The sequence below is a fragment of the Streptomyces sp. NPDC021100 genome (assembly GCF_044333095.1).
Taxonomy (GTDB): domain Bacteria; phylum Actinomycetota; class Actinomycetes; order Streptomycetales; family Streptomycetaceae; genus Streptomyces.
Map to the genome: position 1 here is coordinate 301,447 of NZ_JBIRQH010000005.1, position 23,725 is coordinate 325,171.

At 70.0% G+C, this 23,725-nt stretch carries 19 protein-coding genes; 8 read left to right on the plus strand and 11 right to left on the minus strand.

Going from position 1 to position 23,725, the window contains the following annotated elements; genetic code table 11:
• Nucleotides 1–15 precede the first annotated feature (15 nt).
• The 6 genes from ACH4PU_RS13470 to ngcE all read right to left on the minus strand — a co-directional run bounded on the left by ACH4PU_RS13470 (nt 16) and on the right by ngcE (nt 6,674).
• Entirely contained in the window at nt 16–1,122 is a 1,107-nt protein-coding gene (locus ACH4PU_RS13470; RefSeq protein WP_398270672.1) for a substrate-binding domain-containing protein, read from the minus strand.
• Between the two features lie 168 nt (nt 1,123–1,290).
• Nucleotides 1,291–2,493 carry an ROK family protein gene (locus ACH4PU_RS13475; protein ID WP_398270675.1) on the minus strand — a complete coding sequence of 401 codons (1,203 nt, stop codon included), beginning with the start codon at nt 2,491–2,493 and terminating at the stop codon, nt 1,291–1,293.
• Between the two features lie 240 nt (nt 2,494–2,733).
• Nucleotides 2,734–3,186: a DUF1707 domain-containing protein gene (locus ACH4PU_RS13480; RefSeq protein WP_398270678.1), complete on the minus strand. Its 453-nt coding sequence runs from the start codon at nt 3,184–3,186 to the stop codon at nt 2,734–2,736.
• A gap of 71 nt (nt 3,187–3,257) precedes the next feature.
• Entirely contained in the window at nt 3,258–4,178 is a 921-nt protein-coding gene (locus ACH4PU_RS13485) for a carbohydrate ABC transporter permease (protein ID WP_398270681.1), read from the minus strand.
• Between the two features lie 67 nt (nt 4,179–4,245).
• The gene (locus ACH4PU_RS13490; protein WP_398270684.1) at nt 4,246–5,160 is read right to left on the minus strand and encodes a carbohydrate ABC transporter permease; all 915 of its coding nucleotides are present in this window, start codon (nt 5,158–5,160) and stop codon (nt 4,246–4,248) included.
• 68 nt (nt 5,161–5,228) lie between these two features.
• Nucleotides 5,229–6,674 carry an N-acetylglucosamine/diacetylchitobiose ABC transporter substrate-binding protein gene (gene ngcE, locus ACH4PU_RS13495; RefSeq protein ID WP_398270687.1) on the minus strand — a complete coding sequence of 482 codons (1,446 nt, stop codon included), beginning with the start codon at nt 6,672–6,674 and terminating at the stop codon, nt 5,229–5,231.
• 433 nt (nt 6,675–7,107) lie between these two features.
• On the opposite strand from ngcE, the gene ACH4PU_RS13500 reads away from it, so the two are divergent.
• The 7 genes from ACH4PU_RS13500 (at nt 7,108) to ACH4PU_RS13530 (ending at nt 16,522) form a co-directional block, all read left to right on the plus strand.
• Nucleotides 7,108–11,031: a GH92 family glycosyl hydrolase gene (locus ACH4PU_RS13500; protein WP_398270690.1), complete on the plus strand. Its 3,924-nt coding sequence runs from the start codon at nt 7,108–7,110 to the stop codon at nt 11,029–11,031.
• A gap of 106 nt (nt 11,032–11,137) precedes the next feature.
• Nucleotides 11,138–12,025, plus strand: a complete 888-nt coding sequence (locus tag ACH4PU_RS13505) for an FG-GAP repeat domain-containing protein (protein ID WP_398270693.1) — start codon at nt 11,138–11,140, stop codon at nt 12,023–12,025.
• Nucleotides 12,026–12,197: 172 nt separating this feature from the next.
• A complete protein-coding gene (locus tag ACH4PU_RS13510; protein WP_398270696.1) occupies nt 12,198–13,085 on the plus strand; it encodes an FG-GAP repeat domain-containing protein in 888 nt (295 codons plus the stop codon).
• A gap of 41 nt (nt 13,086–13,126) precedes the next feature.
• On the plus strand, nt 13,127–14,074 hold the full coding sequence (locus ACH4PU_RS13515) for an FG-GAP repeat domain-containing protein (protein WP_398270699.1): 948 nt from the start codon (nt 13,127–13,129) through the stop codon (nt 14,072–14,074).
• Between the two features lie 430 nt (nt 14,075–14,504).
• Complete coding sequence (locus tag ACH4PU_RS13520) at nt 14,505–15,431, plus strand: FG-GAP repeat domain-containing protein (protein WP_398270702.1); 927 nt, start codon at nt 14,505–14,507, stop codon at nt 15,429–15,431.
• 55 nt (nt 15,432–15,486) lie between these two features.
• Nucleotides 15,487–16,332 (plus strand): helix-turn-helix domain-containing protein, encoded by an 846-nt coding sequence (locus ACH4PU_RS13525; protein ID WP_398270705.1) that lies wholly within the window; start codon nt 15,487–15,489, stop codon nt 16,330–16,332.
• A complete protein-coding gene (locus tag ACH4PU_RS13530; protein ID WP_398270708.1) occupies nt 16,316–16,522 on the plus strand; it encodes a DUF397 domain-containing protein in 207 nt (68 codons plus the stop codon). Before ACH4PU_RS13525 ends, ACH4PU_RS13530 begins: the two co-directional genes overlap by 17 nt.
• Nucleotides 16,523–16,602: 80 nt before the next feature.
• On the opposite strand, the gene acnA is transcribed toward ACH4PU_RS13530, so the two are convergent.
• From acnA to ACH4PU_RS13555, 5 genes are all read right to left on the minus strand, one after another.
• Nucleotides 16,603–19,317 (minus strand): aconitate hydratase AcnA, encoded by a 2,715-nt coding sequence (gene acnA, locus ACH4PU_RS13535; RefSeq protein WP_398270711.1) that lies wholly within the window; start codon nt 19,315–19,317, stop codon nt 16,603–16,605.
• Nucleotides 19,318–19,574: 257 nt separating this feature from the next.
• Nucleotides 19,575–19,718, minus strand: a complete 144-nt coding sequence (locus ACH4PU_RS13540; protein WP_398270714.1) for a hypothetical protein — start codon at nt 19,716–19,718, stop codon at nt 19,575–19,577.
• Nucleotides 19,719–19,972: 254 nt separating this feature from the next.
• Nucleotides 19,973–20,410 (minus strand): DUF1992 domain-containing protein, encoded by a 438-nt coding sequence (locus ACH4PU_RS13545; RefSeq protein WP_398270717.1) that lies wholly within the window; start codon nt 20,408–20,410, stop codon nt 19,973–19,975.
• A gap of 248 nt (nt 20,411–20,658) precedes the next feature.
• Nucleotides 20,659–21,021, minus strand: a complete 363-nt coding sequence (locus tag ACH4PU_RS13550; protein WP_004947345.1) for a GntR family transcriptional regulator — start codon at nt 21,019–21,021, stop codon at nt 20,659–20,661.
• Nucleotide 21,022: 1 nt separating this feature from the next.
• Nucleotides 21,023–22,021, minus strand: a complete 999-nt coding sequence (locus tag ACH4PU_RS13555; RefSeq protein ID WP_398270720.1) for a hypothetical protein — start codon at nt 22,019–22,021, stop codon at nt 21,023–21,025.
• Nucleotides 22,022–22,135: 114 nt separating this feature from the next.
• On the opposite strand from ACH4PU_RS13555, the gene ACH4PU_RS13560 reads away from it, so the two are divergent.
• Nucleotides 22,136–23,665, plus strand: a complete 1,530-nt coding sequence (locus ACH4PU_RS13560; RefSeq protein ID WP_398270722.1) for a helix-turn-helix domain-containing protein — start codon at nt 22,136–22,138, stop codon at nt 23,663–23,665.
• Nucleotides 23,666–23,725 lie beyond the last annotated feature (60 nt).

Here is a 23,725-nt window from a genome sequence, read left to right on the forward strand (position 1 = left end):
CCTCGGGCGCGCGCCCTACTTGAGGCCGGCGGCGTCGCAGGCGGACTTGTACTTGTCGGTGCAGATCTCGCGGAGGGTGAAGAAGCCCTCCTTGCCGACGTACTTGGGGATGTCGGCCTTGGTGAGGGCGAACGGGTCGACGATGATCGCGGGGATCTTCTTCTCGCTGCCGCTGTCGACGGTGGTCTTGGCGGTGCCGTCGAGCTTCTTGCCCTGGGCGAGCGCGACGGCCATGGTGGCCGCGGCCTCCGTCTCGGGTACGTAGGGCTTGTAGACGCTCATGAACTGCTCGCCGGCGAGGATCCGCTGGACGGCGGAGAGTTCGGCGTCCTGGCCGGTGACCGGGGGCAGCTTGTCGAAGCCGGCGCTCTTGAGGGCGGTGATGATGCCGCCGGCCATGCCGTCGTTGGCCGAGTAGACGCCGACGATGTTCTCCTTGCCGAGCGAGGAGATCGCGCCCTTCATGTTCTCGTTGGCGTTCTCCGGCTTCCACTCCTTGGTGTCGTACTCCTTGCCGATCTTCACCTTTCCGTCGAGCACGGAATGGGCGCCGTCCTTGTACATTTTGGCGTTGGGATCGGTGACCGAGCCGTTCATCATGACGATCTGGCCTTTGCCGGCGTTGTCGCCGAGTTCCTTGAGCAGCGACTCGCCCTGGATCTTTCCGACCCGTTCGTTGTCGACGGAGGTGTAGGCGTCGACCGGGCCCTCGGCGAGCCGGTCGTAGGCGACGACGGGAATTCCCTTGTCGTGTGCCTTCTTCACCGAGCTCGCTATCGACTTGGCGTCCACGGCGTCGACGATCAGCGCGTCGACCCGCTTGGTGATCATCGTGTCGACCTGCTGCTGCTGGACGGAGGCGTCCTGCTTCGCGTTCTCGTAGACGACGGTGGCGCTGGTGCCCGCCAATTCCTTGATCTTCTTTTCGAGCAGCGGCTTGTCGAAGCGCTCGTACCGCGCGGTCTGGTTCTCCGGGAGGAGCAGCCCGATGGTGAGCGACCCCTTCTTCTCCTGCTTGTCCCCGTTGTCGCCGGCCTGTTTGGCCTTGCCGCAGGCGGCGAGGGTGACGGCCGTCGACAGAGCGACGACGGCCACCGCGGCGCGACGCAGATGCGTGTTCACGTACGGATACCTCCCTGACATGGCCGCGCCGTTGCGGCCGAGGTGACCGGAAGTCAACTCGGACCGCAAAGGGGCGTCAAGAAGTTAATCCTTAACGAGATGGCAACGATGCCATGCGTTATGTGCGTGAACTCAAGGGGTGTGTTGCCGGAGGTGCCCGGAAAGCGATCAGAAGGGACCGGGCGCGTCCGCCGCCGGCAATCCGTCCAGCAGCGAGGAGTCGCCCATCTCGCTGAGCACGAGGGCGAGCGCGCCGAGCACCTCGGCCCGGCCGCCCAGCGCGCCCGGTACGACCTCCAACTGCCGTGCGGCGCTGGGGATCGCGTACCGGCCGACCGATTCCCGGATCGGCGCGAGGACGAGCTCCCCGGCCTCCGCGAGGTCCCCGCCGAGCACCACCCGGCTGGGGTTGAGCAGGTTGCACAGGCTCGCCACGCCGCTGCCGATGTGCCGGCCGACGTCCGCGATCACCCGGCGGCAGCCGGCGTCGCCGTCGCGGGCGAGCCGGACCATGCGCGGCGCGGTGAGGTCCGGGCCGTGGGCCGAGTGCAGCAGCGGCAGGACGTAGCGGTGGGCGGTGAAGGTCTCCAGGCAGCCGCGGTTGCCGCAGCGGCAGACGGGCCCGGACTCGTCCAAAGTGATGTGGCCGATCTCGCCCGCGGTGCCGCCGGGGCCCCGGTAGATCTGCCCGTTGATCACCAGGCCGGCGCCGACGCCGCTGGCGACCTTGATGTACGCGAGGTCGGCGGCACCGCGGCCGGCGCCCCAGACCAGTTCGCCGAGCGCGCCGAGGTTGGCGTCGTTGTCGACGTGGACGGGGACGTCGAGCCGGGTGGCGAGCTCGTCGCGGGGGTTGGTGCCGGCCCAGCCGGGCAGGATCGCCGTCGAGCCGAGGACGCCGGACTCGTCGATCGGCCCGGGGACGCCCAGGCCCACCCCGATGATCTTTCCCGGCTCGATGCCGGTGGCCGCGATCAGCGTCTTGACCAGGTGCTCGGCCCGTTCCAGGCCCTGGGTGGCGGAGGCGTCCACGTCCAGCGGCTCGGCCTCCTCGGCGAGCACCCGGTGGGCCAGGTTGCCGATCGCCACGCGCAGGTGGGTGTGGCCGAAGTCGACGCCGACGACGATCCCGGCGTCGCCCGAGAGGGAGACGCTGCGGGCCCGCCGGCCGCCGGAGGAGGTGGGGGTCACCTCGACGGTGCCGTTGTCCTTGAGCTCGCGGACGATGTTGGAGACGGTGGCCGCCGACAGCCCGGTGGTCCGGGCGATCTCCGCCTGGGTGAGCGCCCCCGACCTGCGCACCGCGCGGACGACCCGCTCCAGGTTGGCCCGGTGCAGCGACGACTGCGACCCCGGAGTCTCCACGCCCATCCACTCCCGCCTCGTCGGCACGGCACGACCGCCGCCCCGGCCACCGGGCTGCGACAGTGGAGCCCGGTATCCGTACAACATATGAACTCTAAGCTCAGCCGCACACCCGGGAGCGCGTCAAGGCTCCGGACACCGCGACAGCGTCGGGCGGGGCCCTCCCATGGTACGGATCACCGCTCGGCGGCGGTCGGGGTGGAGGGGCGGGGGCCCTCCGACGGCAGCGAGAGCGGTTCCGGGGGCTCAGTCCCGCTCGCGCCGCACCCGGTGGGAGAGGTGGTCCGCCGCGTAGGCGATCGGCCCGGCGAGGAACATGAAGAACCAGCTCCCGGTGGCGTAGCTGACGCTCGCGGCGGCGACCGCGCCGACGGGGACGCCGAGGAAGGCGCCGGTGAAGCGGCCCGGGCGGTCGGCGGCCTCCGGGGCGGCGGACCGGGCGGGAACCGGGGCGCCTGTGCCGGACCGGGCGAGGGCGGTGCCCGAGGCCGCGTCGACGAGGATCGGACGGGGCTCGGGGAGGTCCTCGAAGAGGGCCAGGACGTCCGCCCGCGTCCGGGCCTCGTTGAGGGCCTCCAGCCGCTCTCCGTACTCGTCGATGGTCAGCCGGCCCTGGCGGCTGTGCGTCGTCAGGGCTTCGATGGCTTCGTCGCGTTCGTCGTCGCCGATACGGAGCTTGGTGCTGTCGAGCTGGGTCACGCGCATGATCGTATCCCCGGACGGAGTGGCCGGATCCGTTCCGCCGGCGGTCCGGACGGGAGGCCCGGCGCCTACTTGAGCGCGCCGGCCGTCAGCCCGGACTGCACCTGGCGCTGGAAGACGATGTACGCGGCGAGGACGGGCAGCATCGCGATCACCAGGCCCGCGAAGAGGCCCGACCAGTCGCCCTTGTACCGCTGGCTGGCCGCCAGCGCCACCAGGCCCTGGGGCAGCAGCTTCTTGTCGTCGTCACCGACGTTGAGCACCGCCGGCAGCAGGTACTGGTTCCACTGGCCGAGGAAGTTGAAGATGCCCACGCTGATCAGGCCGGGCTTGGCCATCGGCAGCATCACCTGGAAGAAGGTCCGGGTGTGCGACGCGCCGTCGATCAGCGCCGCCTCCGCGACCGAACTGGGCAGCGTCCGGAAGAAACCGGTCAGGAAGAAGACCGTGAAGGGCAGTGAATAGGCGATGTAGACGAGGATCAGCCCGTGGTACGTGTTGAGCAGCGCCATGTTCTTCATCACGAAGAACAGCGGCACCAGGGCGAGGATCACCGGGAAGCTCATCCCGCCCACGAACAGGTAGTAGACGAAGCGGTTGCCGGGAAAGTCGAAGCGCGCCAGCACATAGGCGGCCATCGCACCCAGCAGCATGGTGCCGAACAGCGAACCGGCCACCACCACGATCGAGTTGAGGAAGTACTCGCTCATGTGCGCCTGGGACCAGGCGCGGCCCCAGGCCCCGAAGTCCGGGCTCTTCGGCAGCGACCAGGGCGAGGAGAAGATCTCCTTGTCGGTCTTGAAGGCGCTCATCACCGCCCAGAGCAGCGGCAGGGTGACCATCAGGCCCCAGATGACGAGGACGCCGTGCGAGAAGACGTTCAGGACGCCGCCCTCGCGCTCGCCGCCCGCGCCCCGCGCCCGTTTCTCCGGCGGGGCGGCCGGCGCGGGGGCGTCCGGACGGTCCGACGGCTCGGCTTGCACGGTCACGGTGCCACCCCCGGGTGGTTGTGCGGACGGACGGAACAGACAGGCGCTGCGGGGCCGGGCGCGCGCATCAGTACTCCAGCCGTTCGCGCCGCCCGAGCTTCATCACGATGCCCGCGAAGAGCAGGGTGACGATGAGCAGCGCGACGCCCAGGGCCGTCGCGTAGCCGGCCTGCCCGTCGGTGAACGCCTTGGTGTAGAGGTAGTAGGTGAGCAACTCGGTGGAGTAGTCCGGGCCGGGCCCGTCCATCATGATCTGGACGACCGCGAAGCCGTCCAGGGCCATGATGCCCATATAGACCCAGCCGGTCTGGACGGTGTCCCAGAGCAGCGGCAGCGTGATCCGGAAGAAGGTCTGGACCCGGTTGGCGCCGTCCAGCAGGGCGGCCTCGTAGAAGTCCTTGGGGATGGCGCTCATCCCGGCGGAGAACAGCACCACGTAGAAGCCGACGTTGCTCCAGACCATCACCGCCGTCACGCACCACAGCGCCAGGTCCGGGTCGCCCAGCCAGTTGGGGTGGAGGGAGTCCAGGCCGATCGCGTCCAGGAAGGAGTTGATCGCCCCGCTGTTGGGGTTGTAGGCGAACTTGAACAGCAGGGCGACGATGGCGATGGACAGCACCTGCGGGAAGAAATAGACGATCTTGTAGAAGCCGGAGCCGCGGACGCCGGCGACCGCCGCGTTCTTCCGGCGGCGGCCCCCGACGTTGAGCATGAAGGCGAAGAACAGGCCGAGTCCCAGCGTCACCAAGGGCAGCAGGAGGAGCAGCAGAAGGTTGTGCCCCAGCGCCTTCCAGAACAGCTCGTCGTCCCACAGGCGTTGGTAGTTCTTCAGCCCCGTCATCTTGAACTTCGAACTCAGGCCCGTCCAGTTGGTGAAGGAGTAGTAGATGGCCTGGACGAACGGCGAGACGACGAAGACCCCGTAGATCGCCAGGGGAACCAGCAGGAACCCGGCGATGAAACGGTACTTACCGTGCTGCATGACCTCGGACCCCGATCTTCGAACTGCCGTGACGGGTGCCGCCTTGGCGCGGGACGGTGCGGGACGGGTTACTTGTGCTTGTACTTCTTGACGGAGTCGTCCTTGCGGGTGTCGTCGGTGTACTTCTGGATCTTCTTGATGGCCTCGTCGGGGGTGAGCCGGCCGTCCATCATCAGACCGAGCGCCGCCTTGCCGATCTTCTCCTTCTGGAGGGAGACGTACCAGTCCTGGAGCCGGGGATTGACCACGTTCCGGCCGGCCTTGGTGAGCGCCTCTTGGGACGACGCCAGCCCGGGCGGCAGGGTGAGGCCCTCGGTGCCGCCGTTGAGGGAGGTGAGGGAGGAGACCGCCTTGATGAAGTTCTGCGTGGACTTCCTGCCCAGCATGATCCGCAGCAGCTCCATGCCGCCCTGCGCGTTCTTGGCGTTCTTCGGCACGATGAACGGCTCGCCGCCGGACGCCCAGATGGTGCCGAACGGCATCTTGTCGCTCTTGTCCAGGCTGGACGGCGCGCCGACCGCCATCCGGAAGTCCTTCGGCGTCATCTTCTTGGACTCGTTCTCCACCCAGGAGCCGTTCGGGATGAACAGCGCCTTGCCCTCGTTCCACGCCGTCTGCGACTGGATGTGGTCGAGGCCCGCGGTGCCCCGCAGGATGTAGCCCTTCTTGTAGAGCTCGTAGTACGCCTCGAAAGCGGCCTTCACGGCCGGGTGCTTCCAGGCGTCCGGCTCCAGGTTGTCGATGCGGTCCAGCACCTCGGTGCCGCCGATCTTGGCGATGAACGGGTACAGGCTGAACGGGATGTAGTACGGGTGCTGGCCCGCGTACGTCCAGCCGGCGATGCCCTTCTTCTTCGCCTTCTCGCAGAGCTTGAGCATCTCGTCCCAGGTCTCGGGGTACTGGGCGTCGAGCTTCTCCAGATTGGTCTTCGAGTACCAGACGCCGTAGACGGTGTAGGCGTAGTAGAAGACCCACACTTCGTCGCCGTCGAACTGGCCCATCTCGACGACGCCCGGGCGGAGGGTGTCCCGCACCTTCTTCTTGGGGTCGTCGAGGGAGGGCGCGTCGAGCAGGGCGTTGAGGTCGGTGAGCTGCTTGAGGCCGACGAGGGTGCCCAGGTCCATCTGCTTGGCGCCGGAGTTGTCGATGAGGTCGGGCGGGGTGCCGCCGTTGAAGCGGGGCTGGATCTGCGGGGCGATGTCCTGGGTGCCGGTGTGCTTGATCTCGGCCTGCGGGTACGCCTTCTTGTACTCGGCCTCGGCGTCCTTGGCGTACTGCTGGCCGAAGCCGCCGTCGAAGATGACCACGTCGAGCGGGGCCGAGGCGTTCACCTTCAGCGGCTTCATCTCGCCCGCGCCACCGCCGCCGCCGGCCGGCTTGTCGGGCTTCGCGTCATCGTCGTCGCCGCCGGACGCGCAGGCGCTGAGCGCGCTCATCGCCGGTACGGCCACCAGGCCGAGCGCCGCGGCGCGTTTGATGAGGTCGCGCCGGCTGAATTCCGAGGTGGATCCCATGCTCAAGTCCTCGCCTTCTCCAGGACTCAGGCGGTGTGGCGGTCTCCCCTGTGCAGTCGGCTCGACGAAGGGCACGACACCGCGGTTCGGTGGAAGCTGGGCGTGCTGGATGTGCTGAGCGTGCTGGACGTGCTGGGTGTACGCCGGGGAGGTGCCCGGGCGGAGCCGTCGGCTCGTCCCCTCGATGGGCCCCGGTGCTCCCCCGGTTCCGCCACGGCGACACGGGGTCGCCCCGGACGGACAGGTATAGTCCACTTCTCACCAACTGGGCAAGATCGGAAGCGTCTTTGACCGTCAGTCTTTCCCGAGTTGAGACCTCTCCGACACCGGGCGACACCAGCCCCGGGACCCTTGACACCACTGGAGCCTCACGCCCTACTTAACAGAGCGCGATCCGGGTGACAACGTTGTCTGCCTTCGGGAGAGGCAAGGGATGAGACAGAGACTCAGACGTCGCCGGCGGGCGCTCGCCCGTCCCGCGGCCGTCCTTGTGGCCGCCATACTGGTGACGGCCCCTCAGGTCGTCCCGTCCGGCGCCGCCGCGGCGCCCGCCGGGAGGGCCGCGGACACGGCGGCCGGCGCACGAGCGGAAGAAAGCGGCGCACGAGCGGAAGAAAGCTTCGCGTCCTCCTTCGAACCGGGCGATCCCCGCCCCGACTGGCGCAACACGGCCGAGACCGGCCCGGACGGCCGGGCCAGGTCGTCGGGGGTCGACGGTGGCGACGGCCAGGGCATCCCCGGCAACGCCACCGACAAGGTGACCGCCGTCCGGGCCAGCGGCGAGAACGCCGAGGGCGGGGAGATCAAGGAGAACCTGGTCGACGGCGAACCCTCCAGCAAGTGGCTGGTCCGGCAGCGGACGGCCTGGCTGGAATTCGACCTCTCCGAGCCCGTCGCCGTCGCCCGGTACGCCCTCACCTCCGCCAACGACGCCCCCGGCCGCGACCCCCGGGACTGGACGCTGCGCGGCTCGGCGGACGGGAAGAGCTGGACGGTCCTCGACACCCGGCACGGCGAGAACTTCGAAAAGCGGCTCCAGACACGGCAGTTCACGCTTGCCACCGGTGGCGCCTACCGCCACTTCCGCCTTGAGATCACGGGCAACGCGGGCGACGAGCTCACCCAGCTCGCCGAGGTGCAGTTCGCCACGGCCGACCCCGGCACTCCCCCGCCCGCGGCCATGCGCACGTACCCCGACACCGGCCCGGCCGCCTCCCCCACGGCCAAGCCCCGCGCCGGCTTCACGGGGAAGCACGCCCTGCGCTACGGCGGCACCCACCGCGCCAAGGGCCGCGCCTACGCGTACAACAAGGTCTTCGCCGTGAACGTGCGGGTCACCGCGCGCACCCGGCTGGCGTACAAGATCTTCCCCGCCATGGCCGAGCGGGACCCCCGCTACCCCGCCACCCACGTCTCCCTCGACCTCGCCTTCACCGACGGCACCTACCTCAGCCAGCTCGACGCCCGGGACCAGCACGGCGCGCCGCTGACGCCGCGCGGCCAGGCGGACTCCAAGACGCTCTACGTCAACCAGTGGAACAACAAGGAGGCGGAGATCGGCCGCGTCGCCGCCGGCAAGACCGTGGCACGCGTCCTCGTCGCCTACGACGCCCCCGACGGCCCCGCGCCCTTCCGGGGCTGGATCGACGACGTCTCCCTCGCGCCCGCGCCCGAGGAGAAGACCCCGGCGCACCCCGCGGACCGCGCCCTCACCACCCGCGGCACCCTCTCCAGCTCCTCCTTCTCCCGCGGCAACACCTTCCCCGCCACCGCCGTCCCGCACGGCTTCACCTTCTGGACGCCCGTGACCGACGCGGGCTCCACCAGCTGGCTCTACCGGTACGCGGCGGCCAACAACGCCGACAACCTGCCCACCCTCCAGGCGTTCTCAGCGAGCCACGAGCCCAGCCCCTGGATGGGCGACCGGCAGACCTTCCAGGTGATGCCCTCGGTCGCGGCCGGCACCCCCGACGCCTCGCGCACCGCCCGGGCTCTCCCCTTCCACCACTCCCGCGAGACGGCCACGCCCCACCACTACGGCGTCACCTTCGACAACGGGCTGAAGGCCGACATCGTGCCCACCGACCACGCCGCGATGATGCGATTCACCTTTCCTGCTGAATCCGCGAAAAACGCCAACGTCATCCTTGACAACGTCACCAACGCCGGCGGTCTGACGCTGGACACCGCGCACGGGACGTTCACCGGCTGGTCGGACGTCAAGAGCGGGCTGTCGACGGGGGCCGGCCGGCTGTACGTCTACGGCGCCTTCGACGCCCCGGTGACCGGCGGCGGGAAGCTGGGGCGCGGCGGGGCCGGGGACGGGAGCGACGTCACGGGCTACCTGCGGTTCCGGCCGGGCGCCGACCGTACGGTCACCCTGCGGATCGCCACCTCGCTCATCGGCACCGACCAGGCGAAGGCCAACCTGGAGCAGGAGATCCCGGCCGGGACGCCGTACGCCCGGGTCCACGACCGGGCCCGGGACGCCTGGGACGCCCTGCTGGGCCGGGTGGAGGTGGAGGGCGCGACCGCCGACCAGCTCACCACCCTGTACTCGGGCCTCTACCGCCTCTTCCTTTACCCCAACTCCGGCTTTGAGAACACCGGTTCGGCCGACCGCCCCACCCGGCGCTACGCCAGCCCGTTCTCCCCGCCCACCGGCGCGTCCACCCCCACCCGTACCGGCGCCCGGATCGTCGACGGCGAGGTCTACGTCAACAACGGCTTCTGGGACACCTACCGCACCACCTGGCCCGCGTACTCCCTGCTGTCCCCCGGGCAGGCCGGGCGGATGGTGGACGGTTTCGTGCGGCAGTTCAAGGACGGCGGCTGGGTCTCGCGCTGGTCCTCCCCCGGCTACGCCGACCTGATGACGGGCACCAGCTCCGACATCGCCTTCGCCGACGCCCACGCGAAGGGCGTCCGCTTCGACGCCGAGGCCGCGTACGAGGCGGCGCTGAAGAACGCGACGGTGGCGCCGACCGACCCCGGCACCGGCCGCAAGGGCATGGACACCTCCGTCTTCCTCGGCTGGACGAGCACGAAGACGCACGAGGGCATGTCCTGGGCGCTGGACGGCTATCTCAACGACTTCGGGCTGGCGCGGATGGGCCGGTCCCTCTACGCGCAGACGCACAAGGAGCGTTACCGGGAGGAGTCCGAGTACTTCCTCAACCGCGCCCGCGGCTACGTCAAGCTGTTCGACCGGCGGATCGGCTTCTTCCAGGGCCGGAACGAGGACGGCTCGTGGCGGCTGGCCCCCGAGGCGTACGACCCGCGGGTCTGGGGTTACGACTACACCGAGACCAACGGATGGAACTTCGCCTTCACCGCCCCCCAGGACACCCGCGGCCTCGCCGCGCTGTACGGCGGCCGGTCCGGGCTCGCGAAGAAGCTCGACGCCTACTTCGCCACCCCGGAGACGGGCGGGCCGGAGTTCGCCGGCTCGTACGGCGGGGTCATCCACGAGATGACCGAGGCCCGGGACGTCCGCATGGGCATGTACGGGCACAGCAACCAGCCGTCCCATCACATCGCCTACCTGTACGACGCGGCCGGGCAGCCGTGGAAGACGCAGGCGAAGGTGCGCGAGGCGCTCTCCCGCCTGTACCTGGGCAGCGAGATCGGGCAGGGCTACCCGGGCGACGAGGACAACGGCGAGATGTCCGCCTGGTACGTCTTCAGCGCGCTCGGCTTCTACCCGCTGGTGATGGGGCAGGGCGAGTACGCGATCGGGTCGCCGCTGTTCACCAAGGCGACCGTGCACCTGGAGAACGGCCGCGACCTGGTGGTCAAGGCTCCGCGCAACAGCGCGCGGAACGTCTACGTGCAGGGGCTGACCGTCGACGGCAAGCCCTGGAACTCCACGGCGCTGCCGCACTCGGTGGTGGCGCAGGGGGCCACGCTGGAGTTCGCCATGGGCCCCGAGCCGTCCTCCTGGGCCTCCGGCGAGGGCGCCGGGCCCACCTCGATCACCCAGGACGACAAGGTCCCGGCCCCGCTGTCCGACGTCACCGTCCCGGACGGCTCCGCCCTCACCGACAACACCTCCCGCACCGCCGCCACCGTCACCACCGTCCCGCTGGAGGTCACCGCCGGCTCCCGCGTCACCTCGTACACCCTCACCTCCGCCGACCGGGCCCGGGCGCCGCACGGGTGGGTGCTCGAAGGTTCCGACAACGGACGTGACTGGAGTGGAACCGATCGACGTGAGGGGGAGTCCTTCACATGGGACCGGCAAACGCGGGTGTTCTCACTCCACTCTCCGGTCACCTACCGTCACTATCGGCTGAAAGTCATCGGTGGCGAGGCGAGCTTGGCCGAGATGGAGCTGTTGGGTTCCCCACAGCGGTAGTTGAGGCCGGGAAGCCTGTGTAGAGTCTGTGAAGATCCAGTGCTGCTCTCCGTGCACGGCGAGCAGCACTGCTGCACCTTTTCTCATGGTTGGGGGGAAACTTTCCATGACTACTGTTTCGCGTGTTTCTCGACGTGGTCTCTCGCGCCTCGTCACGGCCGCCGTCGCGGTGGCCCTGGTCGGGGGGACGGCCGGGGTGGCCGCCGCGCACACGTCGGGCGCCCAGGTGGCCGCCGCGAAGAAGCCGTCGGCTTCCGCGCCGGTCTTCCCGCTCGGCGCCGTCGCCAAGAAGGGCGACGCGTTCTACTACTACGAGGCCGACGGCAAGGGCGGTCTGAAGCCGCGCCAGACCAGCGGCGCGAAGTTCACCGGCGTGACGCAGGCCACCTGGGTCGACCGGGACGCGGACGGCCGCCAGGACGGCAACTACTACGTCGAGCACGGCGACCTGAAGTTCATCGGCCTCGCGGGCCACGCCCGCAACGTCGTGCCGGACTTCGGTCACTTCAACGACATCATCCTGTCGCCGGGGAACCTCGCCGGGTCCCGGCAGTCGGACCTGCTGGCCCGCAGCAAGAGCGGCCACCTGTCGCTGTACACGGTCAAGGAGGACGGCACCTTCTCCGGCCAGACGCGGATCGGCGGCAAGGAGTGGGCCCAGTACACCGACATCACGGGCCGCGGCGACCTCACCGGTGACGGCAAGACGGACATCGTCGCCAAGGACCGCGACGGCGTCCTGTGGCTGCACAAGGGCACCGGCAAGGCGGACAAGCCCTTCGAGGCCCGCACCCGGATCGGCGGCGGCTGGAACAAGTACACCAAGGTCTTCTCCAACGGCGACCTGAACGGCGACGGCCGCAGCGACCTGCTCGCCGTCGACGGCAAGGGCGCCCTGTGGCTGTACAAGGGCACCGGCAAGGCCGCCGCGCCCTTCACCTCCCCGGTGAAGATCGGCAACTCGGGCTGGAACCAGTACCGCCTGGTCTACTGACCGCCCATGCGGTGAAGCGTCACCGGGCCGTGCCCCGCTCGCCGGCGGCACGGCCCGTTCCCGGCTCCGCCGGACTCCATCTCTTCACGTGGCTTTTGTGAAGATCCAGTGCTGTTCTCCGTGCACGGTGAGCGGCACTGCACACCATTTTCATGGTTGGGGGGAACTTTCCATGACTACTGTTTCGCGTGTTTCTCGGCGCGGTCTCTCGCGCCTCGTCACCGCGGCCGTCGCCGTGGCCCTGGTCGGGGGGACGGCCGGGGTGGCCGCCGCGCACACGTCGGGCGCGCAACTGGCCGCCGCGAAGAGCCCGTCGGCTGCCGCGCCGGTGTTCCAGGTCGGCGCCGTCACCGCCAAGGGCGACGACTTCTACGTCTACGAGGTCGACGGCAAGGGCGGCCTGAAGCCGCGCGAGGCCCGCGGCCCGTGGAAGGACCTGAGCGAAATCGCCCAGGTCGACCGCGACGCCGACGGCCGCCACGACGGCGACTACTTCATCAGCGAGAACGGCCGCGACCTCAAGTTCCACGGCCTCACCGGCAAAGACGTCACCCTCGTGCCCAACTACGGGTACTTCTACCACGGCCTGATCTCGCCCGGGAACCTCGGCGGCGGCAAGGAATCCGACCTCGTCGCACTGGGGACGGACAGGATCAACGTCCGTATCACCAACTACGACGGCACGTTCGCCGGCGAGAACGTGATCACCGGATCCGAGTGGGGGACGTACACCGAGATCGCCGGGCGCGGCGACCTCACCGGTGACGGCAAGACCGACATCGTCGCCCACGACCGGGACGGCGTGCTCTGGCTCTACAAGGGCACCGGCGACGCCGAGAAGCCCTTCGAGGCCCGCACCCGGATCGGCGGCGGCTGGAACAAGTACCACCACCTCTTCTCCAACGGCGACACCGACGGCGACGGCCGCAGCGACCTGATGGCCATCGACAACGACGGCGCCCTGTGGCTGTACAAGGGCACGGGCGAGGCCTCCGCGCCCTTCAAGGCCCCCGTGAAGATCGGTAACTCGGGCTGGAACCAGTACCGCCTGGTCTTCTGAGACACTTTCTCGTTCTTCGGATTATTCGTACGGAGTCTTACGTGACCTACACCAACGGCCGCCGTTCCGGCGGCCGCGCACTCCCCCGCGTCGTCACCACGGCGATCGCCGCCGCCCTCGTGGCCGGCACCGCCGGTACGGCCCTGGCCGACGGGCCGGCCGCGGCCCCGGCCGGAAAGCTCGGCCCCAAGGTGACCGCCGACAAGACGGCCACCGCCAAGGCCACCGTCGCCGACCCGAGCGGCGCGGCGCCCTTCCTGGTGCTCAACGCCATCGACAACAAGGGCGACTACTACTCGTACCAGCCCAACGGCAAGGGCGGCCTCACCTCCCGCAAGGCGGGCAAGAACACCAACGCCTCCCGCAACGCCTGGAAGCAGATGCGGCTGGCGACCCAGCGGCACGACCGGTTCGGCGAAGGCGACGGCCACTACTACGTCCAGAAGAACAACGAGGCGTGGTACGCCGACAAGGGCTACACCGAGCGCGTCGGCACCGGCTGGAGCATGTACGACACCGTCTTCTCCCCGGGCAACCTGGGCGGTTCGGCCTACGGTGACGTGCTCGGGCGCGACAAGTCCGGCGTCCTGTGGGTCTACCAGGCCGACATCCTCGGGAAGCTGTCCGCCCGCAAGAAGGTCGGCGGCGGCTGGGGCCAGTTCACGGCGGTCGCCGGCCGCGGCGACCTGACCGGTGACGGCAAGACGGACATCGTCGCGCGCGACAAGTCCGGCACGCTCTGGCTCTACAAGGGCACCGGCGACCTGAACAAGCCCTTCGCGGGCCGCACGAAGATCGGCGGCGGCTGGAACAAGTTCGACCTGCTGGTCGGCACCGGCGACGTCGACGGCGACGGCCACGCGGACCTGCTGGCGCGGGACAAGTCCGGCGCACTGTGGCTCTTCAAGGGCACCGGCAAGCAGAACGAGCCCTTCAAGGGCTCGGTCAAGGTCGGGACGGGCTTCGGCCAGTACCGTCTGCTCTTCTGACGATCCGTCAGTTCGGCTGGCAACCTGTGGCGCTCCTCCACCCGGAGGGGCGCCACAGGCGCGTCAGGGGGCCGTCCGGCGACACTCCCCCGCGACGCGACGGCCGGCCGCCGAGGCCACATGCCAAGCCTGACCCCCCGCGCCGCCGCCACGGTGCTGGACGGTGCACACCGGGCCCTCTTCGGCCGCATCCGGCCCCCACGCTGTCCCGGCACGGCGACGACGCGGTGGCCGAGGCCGTGGGGACGGAGACGGTCCACGCGTTCGACCTGCTGGAACCGTCCCTCGGGACTCCGCGCGGGTGTAAGGGGACCTCGGCTCCGGGGCACGGGGACGGTGTGGCAGCATCCTGATCACGCGGGGGGCGTGGCGGTACGCACGTGACACCTCCGTCGTGCCGTTCCCTTGCGCCTACCGTTCGGAGCCCTACGTGCCCCACCTTCCCGGCCGTTCCCGTCGCCGCGCCGTCTCGCGCGCCCTCACCGCCGCGACCGCCGTCGCCCTGGCCGCCGTCACCGCCGGTACGGCGTCGGCCGATGTCCCCGGCCCCGGTTCCGTCCCGGCGGTGCGGCCGCCGGCGGCAGCGGCCGCGCCGGCCCTCCGGGCCGACGCCCGGCTGTCGCCGAACGCGCCCTTCTTCCCGGTCCAGGCGGTCGACCGCAAGGGCGGCTACTTCGTCTACGCGCCTGACGGCAAGGGCGGGCTCGCCTCGCGCAAGCCCTACAGCGGCAACTGGAGCGCGATCAAGGCCGCGACGGCGGTCGACCACGACCGCGACGGGATCTGGGAGGCCACCTACGCCATCGGGCCGGACGACTCGGTGGGGTACATCACCAGGAAGGGTGCCCGGGAAGTCGCCACCGACTGGGGCCAGTACGACAGCTTCTTCTCCCCCGGCACCCTCGGCGGCTCGCAGGAGTCCGACATCCTGGTCCGCGACCGCGCGGGCGTGCTCTGGCTCTACCTGGCCAAGGCCGACGGCTCGCTCTCCGGCCGCAAGAAGGTGGGCCCGGGCTGGGGCCAGTACACGGCGATCACCGGCCGCGCCGACCTCACCGGCGACGGCCGGACGGACATCGTCGCCCGCGACGGCAAGGGCACCCTCTGGCTCTACCAGGGCACCGGCGACGCGGCCCGCCCCTTCAAGGCCCGCACCCGGATCGGGGACGGCTGGAACCAGTTCAACACCCTGCTCGGCACGGGCGACGTGGACCTCGACGGCCACGCGGACCTGCTCGCCCGCGACGGCCAGGGCGCGCTCTGGCTGTACAAGGGGACGGGCCGGGCGTCGTCGCCGTTCAAGTCCCGTGTGCTGGTGGGGAAGTCGGGCTGGAACCAGTACCGGCTGCTCTTCTGAGTGACGCTTCCGGGACTCACCTAACCCAGCGACCCCACATGGATACGCTGGGTACGTGAGCGCGACCAAGTCCAAGGACCCGTACGCCAACCCGCGCGCGTTCTACGGCTCCGAGCTGGAGCGCCTGCGTAACGAGGCCGGTCTGTCTCAGACCGGGCTCGGGACTCGGGCGTTCTGCTCGGGTTCGTACATCGGCCAGTTCGAGTCGGCCCTCCGCGTCCCGCAGTTGGAGCTGTCGAAGCGGTTCGACGAGATCTTCGGGACCAAGGAGCACATGCAACGGCTGTGCAGGCTCGCCCGGAGGTACAAGGTAGCCCACTATTTCGCAGACGCGGCAGAGCTGGAGAAGCAGGCGCAGGCGATCAGCGAAATCTCGTCGATGTATGTGCTGGGGTTGTTGCAGACCGAGGCGTACGCACGAGCTGTGATTCGGGCCGCGCAGCGGTTCACCCCACACGAGGTGGTGGAGCGATTCGTACGAGCTCGAATGGAGCGGGCGAAACTGTTGGAAGGCCCGTCCGCGCCCGTTTACTGGGCGATCATCCACGAGGCAGCTCTGCGCGTAGCCGTGGGCGAGCCTGAGGTTATGGTCGAGCAGCTCGACCACCTCGCCGAGGTGATGCGCACCCGGCCCAATGTCGTCATCCAAGTGATGCCCTTCGCCGCAGGGGCGCACCCATTCTTGAACTCGATGGTGTCGCTCATGGACTTCAACGACACCCCGCCTGCCGTCTACACCGAAGGCGGAGGCACGGGTCAGCTTCTGGAGGATCCTGTCCTGGTCGCCGACTGCCAACGGTCATACGATCTGGCCAGGGCTGATGCGCTTTCCCCGACAGCGTCCTTGGCTCTGATCGAATCAGCGGCGAAGGATTGGGCGACGCATGGGCACCGTATCTGACATACGCGCGGCGGAATGGCGCACATCGTCCTACACCGACGGAACCGGCGGCAACTGCGTCGAAGTGGCGGATCAAGTTCCCAGCACTGTTCGCGTCCGCGACAGCAAAGCTCCCGAGCGTGCGTCGATCCGCTTTCCCAGAGCGAGTTGGACAGCGTTCGTCAATGCCGTCAGTCGAACCGCTCGGTAGTCGTCCGCCCGGACGCACCGAGGGCCGCACCCCGTGCGCGAACACGGGATGCGGCCCTCGGGCGCGAAGCGCCCCGCCGCTTACTTGCGGATCAGGCTGCGCAGCACGTACTGCATGATGCCGCCGTTGCGGTAGTAGTCCGCCTCACCGGGGGTGTCGATGCGGACGACCGCGTCGAACTCCACGCCGGTGTCGGTGGTGACCTTGACCGTGCGCGGCGTGCGGCCCTCGTTGAGCTCGGTGACGCCGGTGAAGGTGAAGGTCTCCTCGCCGGTCAGGCCGAGGGACTCGGCCGAGGCGCCCTCGGGGAACTGGAGCGGGAGGACGCCCATGCCGATGAGGTTCGAGCGGTGGATGCGCTCGTAGGACTCGGCGATGACGGCCTTGACGCCGAGGAGCGCGGTGCCCTTGGCGGCCCAGTCGCGGGAGGAGCCGGAGCCGTACTCCTTGCCGGCCAGGACGACGAGCGGGATGCCCTGCTCGATGTAGTTGCGGGAGGCGTCGTAGATGAACGACACCGGACCGCCGTCCTGGGTGAAGTCGCGGGTGAAGCCGCCCTCGGTGCCCGGCGCGATCTGGTTGCGCAGGCGGATGTTGGCGAACGTACCGCGGATCATGACCTCGTGGTTGCCGCGGCGGGAGCCGTAGCTGTTGAAGTCGCGGCGCTCCACACCGTGCTCGGTGAGGTACTTGCCGGCCGGGGTGTCGGCCTTGATCGCACCGGCCGGGGAGATGTGGTCGGTGGTGACCGAGTCGCCCAGCTTGGCGAGGACGCGGGCGCCGGCGATGTCGGTGACCGGGGTGGTCTCCATCGTCATGCCCTCGAAGTACGGGGGCTTCCGGACGTAGGTGGACTCGGCGTCCCACTCGAAGGTGTTGCCGGTGGGGATGGGCAGGGCCTGCCACTGGGCGTCGCCCGCGAAGACGTCCTGGTAGGACTTGTTGAACATGTCCTCGCCGATGGCGTTGGCGACGACGTCGTTCACCTCGGCCTCGGAGGGCCAGATGTCCTTGAGGTAGACCGGGTTGCCGTCCTGGTCGGTGCCCAGGGCGTCCTTGGTGATGTCGACCTTCATCGAGCCGGCGATCGCGTAGGCCACGACCAGCGGCGGCGACGCCAGGTAGTTCATCTTGACGTCGGGGTTGATCCGGCCCTCGAAGTTGCGGTTGCCGGAGAGCACCGAGGTGACGGCGAGGTCGTGGTCGTTGACGGCCTTGGAGACCTCCTCCGGCAGCGGGCCGGAGTTGCCGATGCAGGTGGTGCAGCCGTAGCCGACGAGGTTGAAGCCGACCTTGTCGAGGTACGGGGTGAGGCCCGCCTTGTCGAAGTAGTCGGTGACGACCTTGGAGCCCGGGGCGAGGGTGGTCTTGACCCACGGCTTGCGGGTCAGGCCCTTCTCGACCGCCTTCTTGGCCACGAGCGCGGCGGCGACCATGACGTAGGGGTTCGAGGTGTTGGTGCAGGAGGTGATCGCGGCGACGGTGACGGCGCCGTGGTCGATCTCGTACGTCGAGCCGTCGGGGGCGGTCACGGTGACCGGCTTCGACGGGACGCCGGCGGAGACGGCCGGGGCGTCGGAGGCCGGGAAGGACTCCTTGCCCGCCTCGTCGACGTCGTCGACGTAGTTGCGGACGTCCTGGGCGAACTGCGCGGCGGCGTTCGCGAGGACGATGCGGTCCTGCGGGCGCTTCGGGCCGGCGATCGACGGGACGACCGTCGACAGGTCGAGCTCCAGCTTCTCGGAGAAGTCGGGCTCGGCGGCCGGGTCGAGCCAGAGGCCCTGCTCCTTGGCGTACGCCTCGACGAGCGCGACCTGCTGCTCGGAGCGGCCGGTGAGCTTGAGGTAGTTCAGGGTCTCGCCGTCGATCGGGAAGATGGCGGCGGTGGAACCGAACTCCGGCGACATGTTGCCGATGGTGGCGCGGTTGGCCAGCGACGTGGCGGCCACACCCTCGCCGTAGAACTCGACGAACTTGCCGACGACGCCGTGCTTGCGCAGCATCTCGGTGATCGTGAGGACGAGGTCGGTGGCGGTGGTGCCGGCGGGCAGCTCACCGGTCAGCTTGAAGCCGACGACGCGCGGGATGAGCATCGAGACCGGCTGGCCGAGCATCGCGGCCTCGGCCTCGATGCCGCCGACGCCCCAGCCGAGCACGCCGAGGCCGTTGACCATGGTGGTGTGCGAGTCGGTGCCGACGAGGGTGTCGGGGTACGCCTGGCCGTTGCGGACCATGACCGTACGCGCGAGGTGCTCGATGTTCACCTGGTGGACGATGCCGGTGCCCGGGGGGACGACCTTGAAGTCGTCGAAGGCGGTCTGGCCCCAGCGCAGGAACTGGTAGCGCTCCTTGTTGCGGCCGTACTCCAGCTCGACGTTCTGGCCGAAGGCGTCCTTCGTGCCGAACTTGTCGGCGATGACGGAGTGGTCGATGACCAGCTCGGCCGGGGAGAGCGGGTTGACCTTCGCCGGGTCGCCGCCGAGCTCCTTGACGGCCTCGCGCATGGTGGCGAGGTCGACGACGCAGGGGACGCCGGTGAAGTCCTGCATGATCACGCGGGCCGGCGTGAACTGGATCTCCTGGCTGGGCTGGGCCTGCGAGTCCCAGTTACCCAGCGCGCGGATGTGGTCGGCGGTGATGTTGGCGCCGTCCTCGGTGCGGAGCAGGTTCTCCAGCAGCACCTTGAGGCTGTAGGGAAGGCGAGCGGAGCCCTCGACCTTGTCCAGCCGGAAGATCTCGTACGACTCGTCGCCCACCTGCAGCGTGCTGCGGGCGTCGAAGCTGTTCGCCGACACGACAGTCTCCTTCATGTGCATGAATGCGCGTACTGCGGCCATCCTGCCGCGACAACGTCGCGCCGGTCCGCTAAGGTTGCCCTAACTTAGGCATGCCTTAGTGTTCCCTGGTGGCGCGACGGCGGTACGCCTCTCTCGGCATATATCTCGATGTCGAGATAACTCTAGTACATCACCGGGGATCGGTCATGCCCGGATGAGCGATCGCGGGGGCGGCGGACGGTCACGTTCCCGTCTCGGCCGACCGCGCGGCCGCGTCAGTCGCCGGTCGAGCCGTTCTGCCGGCCCTTGGGCGCGTCGAGCACGGGCTTGATCAGGCCGAGCAGCAGGTCGGCGGCGGCCGATACGACGAGCGTCCAGCGCGGGACGTCGGGGGCCTCGTCGTCGGGGGCGGAGGTCATGGCCGGTGCTCTTGGCGTTCGGGGCGGGCGGGGGTGGCGGGGCCTGGACCCCGTTCGCCCTGGGAGACGGCTTACGGGGTGCGGCCGTTCCGCTCCGGCGGGGGTGTACGGGCGGGTGCGGCCCGTGATCGGGGCCGGGGCGCGGGGCACCGGCGTTGATCAAGGGGGCGTACCGCCGACCGGGTGAGCGGGGGCGTATGGCTGGGGGACGTACGGCCGGGGGCGTACGGTCGGCCCGGCCCGCCCGGCGGCCGTCAGACCGCCGGCTCCCCCTGCCCGTCCCTCTCGCCCTTCTGCTCCCTCTCGTCCCGCCAGGCGCGGACGACATCCTCGACGTCGAACAGCGTCAGGTTGAGCGGCGGCCCCGGGGGCGGCCGGCGGAGCCCCGCGGCGATCTTCTCGTTGATCGCGGCGAGGATGCTCCGGACCTCCCGTTCCGAGCGGGCGCCGAGCGCCGCCGCGTGGGCGTCCTCCGCCTCCTTGCGGAGGACGAGGGAGGGCGGCAGGAACGACAGGTTCTCCCGCCGCATCTTCTCCTTGACCCACCACATGTCGTCGTAGGGGCGGTCGAGGCCGGGCAGCGGCTTGCCGAAGCCGGGGAGGTTCGAGAACTCCCCGCGCTCCGCCGCCTCCCGGATCTGCAGGTCGGCCCAGGTCTCGAAGTCCACGCCGGGGGGCTTGCGTTCGGTCATCGGTCGGCTCCCGTCACCTCTGGCCTTCGCTTCCCTTCCAGTGTCGCGCACCGGCGCGGGCTGGCGGGGAGGGGGGCGGGGACAGGCACCGCAGTGAGGGCCCGCGGGGACAAGGGCCGCGGCCGGACGGTCAGGGGGCCGGCTCGCGAGGGGTCCTGCGGGAGGCGTTCTGCGGAGGAGCCCTGCGGGAGGAGTTCTGCGGGAGGGGCGTCGGGCATGCTCGTCAACTCACCGTCTCCAGCACGGGATCAGGCCGGGCCGAGGCTGGTCCGGACGAGGTCCAGGATGGCCTCGTCGCCCAGGCCGGAGGAGCGGGCCTCCGCGACGAGCCGGCCGGCGGCGGCGAGCAGCCGGGCGCGGTCGGCGACGGCGTCGCCCGTGGTGACCACGGCGCCCCGGCCGCGCCGCAGTTCGATGATCCCCTCCTCGCGAAGCCGCTGGTAGCCGCGGAGCACGGTGTGCACGTTGACGCCGAGCGAGTCGGCCAGGGCGCGGGCGGCGGGCAGCCGTTCCCCCGGGCGTACCGAGCCGTCGGCGACCGCGCCGCGGACGGACGCGGCGATCTGGTCGCCGAGCGGCACGGGCGATCCGTGGTCGAGCCGGACGAGCACGTCAGCCCCCGCTGTCCGCGCGCCGGCGGGCCCGGTCGGCGAGGGTGTTGAGCAGGGCGGCGGCCGTCGCGGCGTCGTCGACCGTGACGACGAACTCGCCGCCGCCCGTCAGCCGGACCACGAGGGCGTCGCCTGAGCGCAGCACGAACCCGCTGCGGCCGGAGCGGACGCGGTAGCCCCAGCCGCCGAACTCGCGGAACGCGTCCAGGGCACGGCCGTCGGCCGACCCGACGCGGTCGAGCCCGACCCGCAGCCGCGGCCGGGGTGCCCACAGGGGTGTGACGGTCAGGCCGTGGCGGTCGACGGCGACGCGGGCTCCGGACAGCGGGAGGACCAGCAGGGCGCCGACCGCCATCCCCAGCCCGGACGTCCAGCCGCCCGCGAAGCCGAACCCGGCCGCGACGGCCAGGAGGGCGACGCCGAGCCCCAGCAGCGGGCGCGAGACCACGGCCCGCGTCCAGACCGCGCCTTCCGTGGGGCCCAGCGGCAGGCGGGGAGCGGCGGTGGTCGCGGCGGTGACCGTCTGACGGGGGCGCGGGGCGGTGAGGCCGGCGAGGAGGATGCCGAGGACGCCCGCCACGAGGGCCGCGAGGAGGGTCGTCACCAGGGTGTCGAGGCCGAGCCGGGCGTCGTCGGGGGTGGCGGCGGACGCGTTGCAGAGGACGGTCCAGACCATGAGCGAGCCGATCAGCGCGGCCACGGCGTAGGCGGTGGCGGTGAGGGCGCGCCAGGAGAGGACCTCGAGTTCGAGGAAATAGGCGAGCGCGGCGAAGAGGACGGCGAGGGAGAGGACGAGGACGAGGCCCTCGGAGGCGAAGGAGCCGGTGGCGGTGAAGCCGTCCGCCCGGCCGGAGCCGCTGAAGTGGGTGGCCAGCCGGTCCGGCAGCCGGTCCCGCCGGCGTTCGAAGAGGAGGAGGAAGACGGCGGCCGCCAGGAGGTAGGGCAGCGCGAGGAGGACCGGGCGCCACGGCCGCCCGGCGGTGTGCAGGGGAAGGTTCACCGACTACCTCTCGACGACGGCCTCGGGGACGGGTTGTTCGCATACTAATAGAACAAAAGTAGATCACCGAAGGGATCCCGCGAAAGATCTCATATCTGAGATACCGTCTACCTCATGACAGACGCTTACCTCGCCCGCATCGGGAAGCTCATCCGTGACGCCCGGCAGCACCGCGGCTGGACTCAGTCGCAGCTCGCCGACGCACTCGGCACCAGCCAGAGCGCGGTCAACCGCATCGAGCGGGGAAATCAGAACATCAGTCTTGATATGATCGCTCGTATCGGTGAAGCGCTGGACAGTGAGATCGTCTCCCTGGGTTATGCCGGCCCCATGCACCTGAGGGTGGTCGGCGGACGCCGGCTGTCCGGTGCGATCGACGTCAAGACCAGCAAGAACGCCTGCGTGGCCCTGCTCTGCGCGACCCTTCTGAACGCCGGGCGCACCACCCTCCGGCGGGTGGCCCGGATCGAGGAGGTCTACCGGATCCTGGAGGTGCTGGGCAGCATCGGCGTCCGCGCCCGCTGGATCAACGACGGCAACGACCTGGAGATCGTTCCCCCGGCCGACCTCGACCTGGACGCGATGGACCGCGAGGCCGCCCGGCGCACCCGCAGCGTCATCATGTTCCTCGGCCCGCTGCTGCACCGCATGGACCAGTTCGGCATCCCGTACGCCGGCGGCTGCGACCTGGGCACCCGCACCGTCCAGCCGCACATGACGGCCCTGCGCCACTTCGGCCTGGAGATCACCGCCACCGACGGCACGTACCACGCGAAGGTCGACCGCAGCGTCTCCCCCACCCGCGCCATCGTCCTGACCGAGCGCGGCGACACCGTCACCGAGAACGCCCTGCTGGCCGCCGCCCGGCACGACGGCGTCACCGTCATCCGCAACGCCAGCTCCAACTACATGGTCCAGGACCTCTGCTTCTTCCTGGAGGAGCTGGGCGTCAAGGTCGAGGGCATCGGCACCACGACCCTCACCGTCCACGGCGTGGCCCACATCGACCGCGACGTCGACTACGCGCCGTCGGAGGACCCGGTGGAGGCGATGAGCCTGCTGGCCGCGGCGGTGGTCACGGAGTCGGAGCTGACGATCCGCCGGGTGCCCATCGAGTTCATGGAGATCGAACTGGCCGTCCTGGAGGAGATGGGCCTCGACCACGAGCGCAGCCCCGAGTACCGCGCCAACAACGGCCGCACCCGCCTCCTGGACCTCACCGTCCGCCCCTCCAAACTCCGGGCCCCCATCGACAAGATCCACCCGATGCCGTTCCCCGGTCTCAACATCGACAACGTCCCCTTCTTCGCCGCCATCGCCGCCTTCGCCCAGGGTCAGACCCTCATCCACGACTGGGTCTACGACAACCGCGCCATCTACCTCACCGACCTCAACCGCCTCGGCGCCGACGTCAAACTCCTCGACCCCCACCGCGTCCTCGTCGAGGGCCCCACCCGCTGGCGCTCCGCCGAGATGATGTGCCCCCCGGCGCTGCGCCCGGCGGTCGTCGTCCTCCTGGCGATGATGGCCGCGGAGGGCACGTCCGTGCTGCGCAACGTGTACGTCATCAACCGGGGCTACGAGGACCTGGCGGACCGGCTGAACTCGATCGGCGCGCAGATCGAGATCTTCCGGGACATCTGATACGCGGAAGCCGCCGCACCCCGTCCGGCCCGCCACTCGGCGGAGCGGGGAGGGGTACGG

Excerpts from the sequence above, each read along its gene's own strand:
- ACH4PU_RS13475 (WP_398270675.1), bottom strand. The coding sequence starts at position 2,493 with ATGGGCGTGGAGACTCCGGGGTCGCAGTCGTCGCTGCACCGGGCCAAC.
- ACH4PU_RS13490 (WP_398270684.1), bottom strand. The coding sequence starts at position 5,160 with ATGCAGCACGGTAAGTACCGTTTCATCGCCGGGTTCCTGCTGGTTCCC.
- ngcE (WP_398270687.1), bottom strand. The coding sequence starts at position 6,674 with ATGGGATCCACCTCGGAATTCAGCCGGCGCGACCTCATCAAACGCGCC.
- ACH4PU_RS13500 (WP_398270690.1), top strand. The coding sequence starts at position 7,108 with ATGAGACAGAGACTCAGACGTCGCCGGCGGGCGCTCGCCCGTCCCGCG.
- ACH4PU_RS13505 (WP_398270693.1), top strand. The coding sequence starts at position 11,138 with ATGACTACTGTTTCGCGTGTTTCTCGACGTGGTCTCTCGCGCCTCGTC.
- ACH4PU_RS13510 (WP_398270696.1), top strand. The coding sequence starts at position 12,198 with ATGACTACTGTTTCGCGTGTTTCTCGGCGCGGTCTCTCGCGCCTCGTC.
- ACH4PU_RS13530 (WP_398270708.1), top strand. The coding sequence starts at position 16,316 with ATGGGCACCGTATCTGACATACGCGCGGCGGAATGGCGCACATCGTCC.
- ACH4PU_RS13540 (WP_398270714.1), bottom strand. The coding sequence starts at position 19,718 with ATGACCTCCGCCCCCGACGACGAGGCCCCCGACGTCCCGCGCTGGACG.
- ACH4PU_RS13545 (WP_398270717.1), bottom strand. The coding sequence starts at position 20,410 with ATGACCGAACGCAAGCCCCCCGGCGTGGACTTCGAGACCTGGGCCGAC.
- ACH4PU_RS13560 (WP_398270722.1), top strand. The coding sequence starts at position 22,136 with ATGACAGACGCTTACCTCGCCCGCATCGGGAAGCTCATCCGTGACGCC.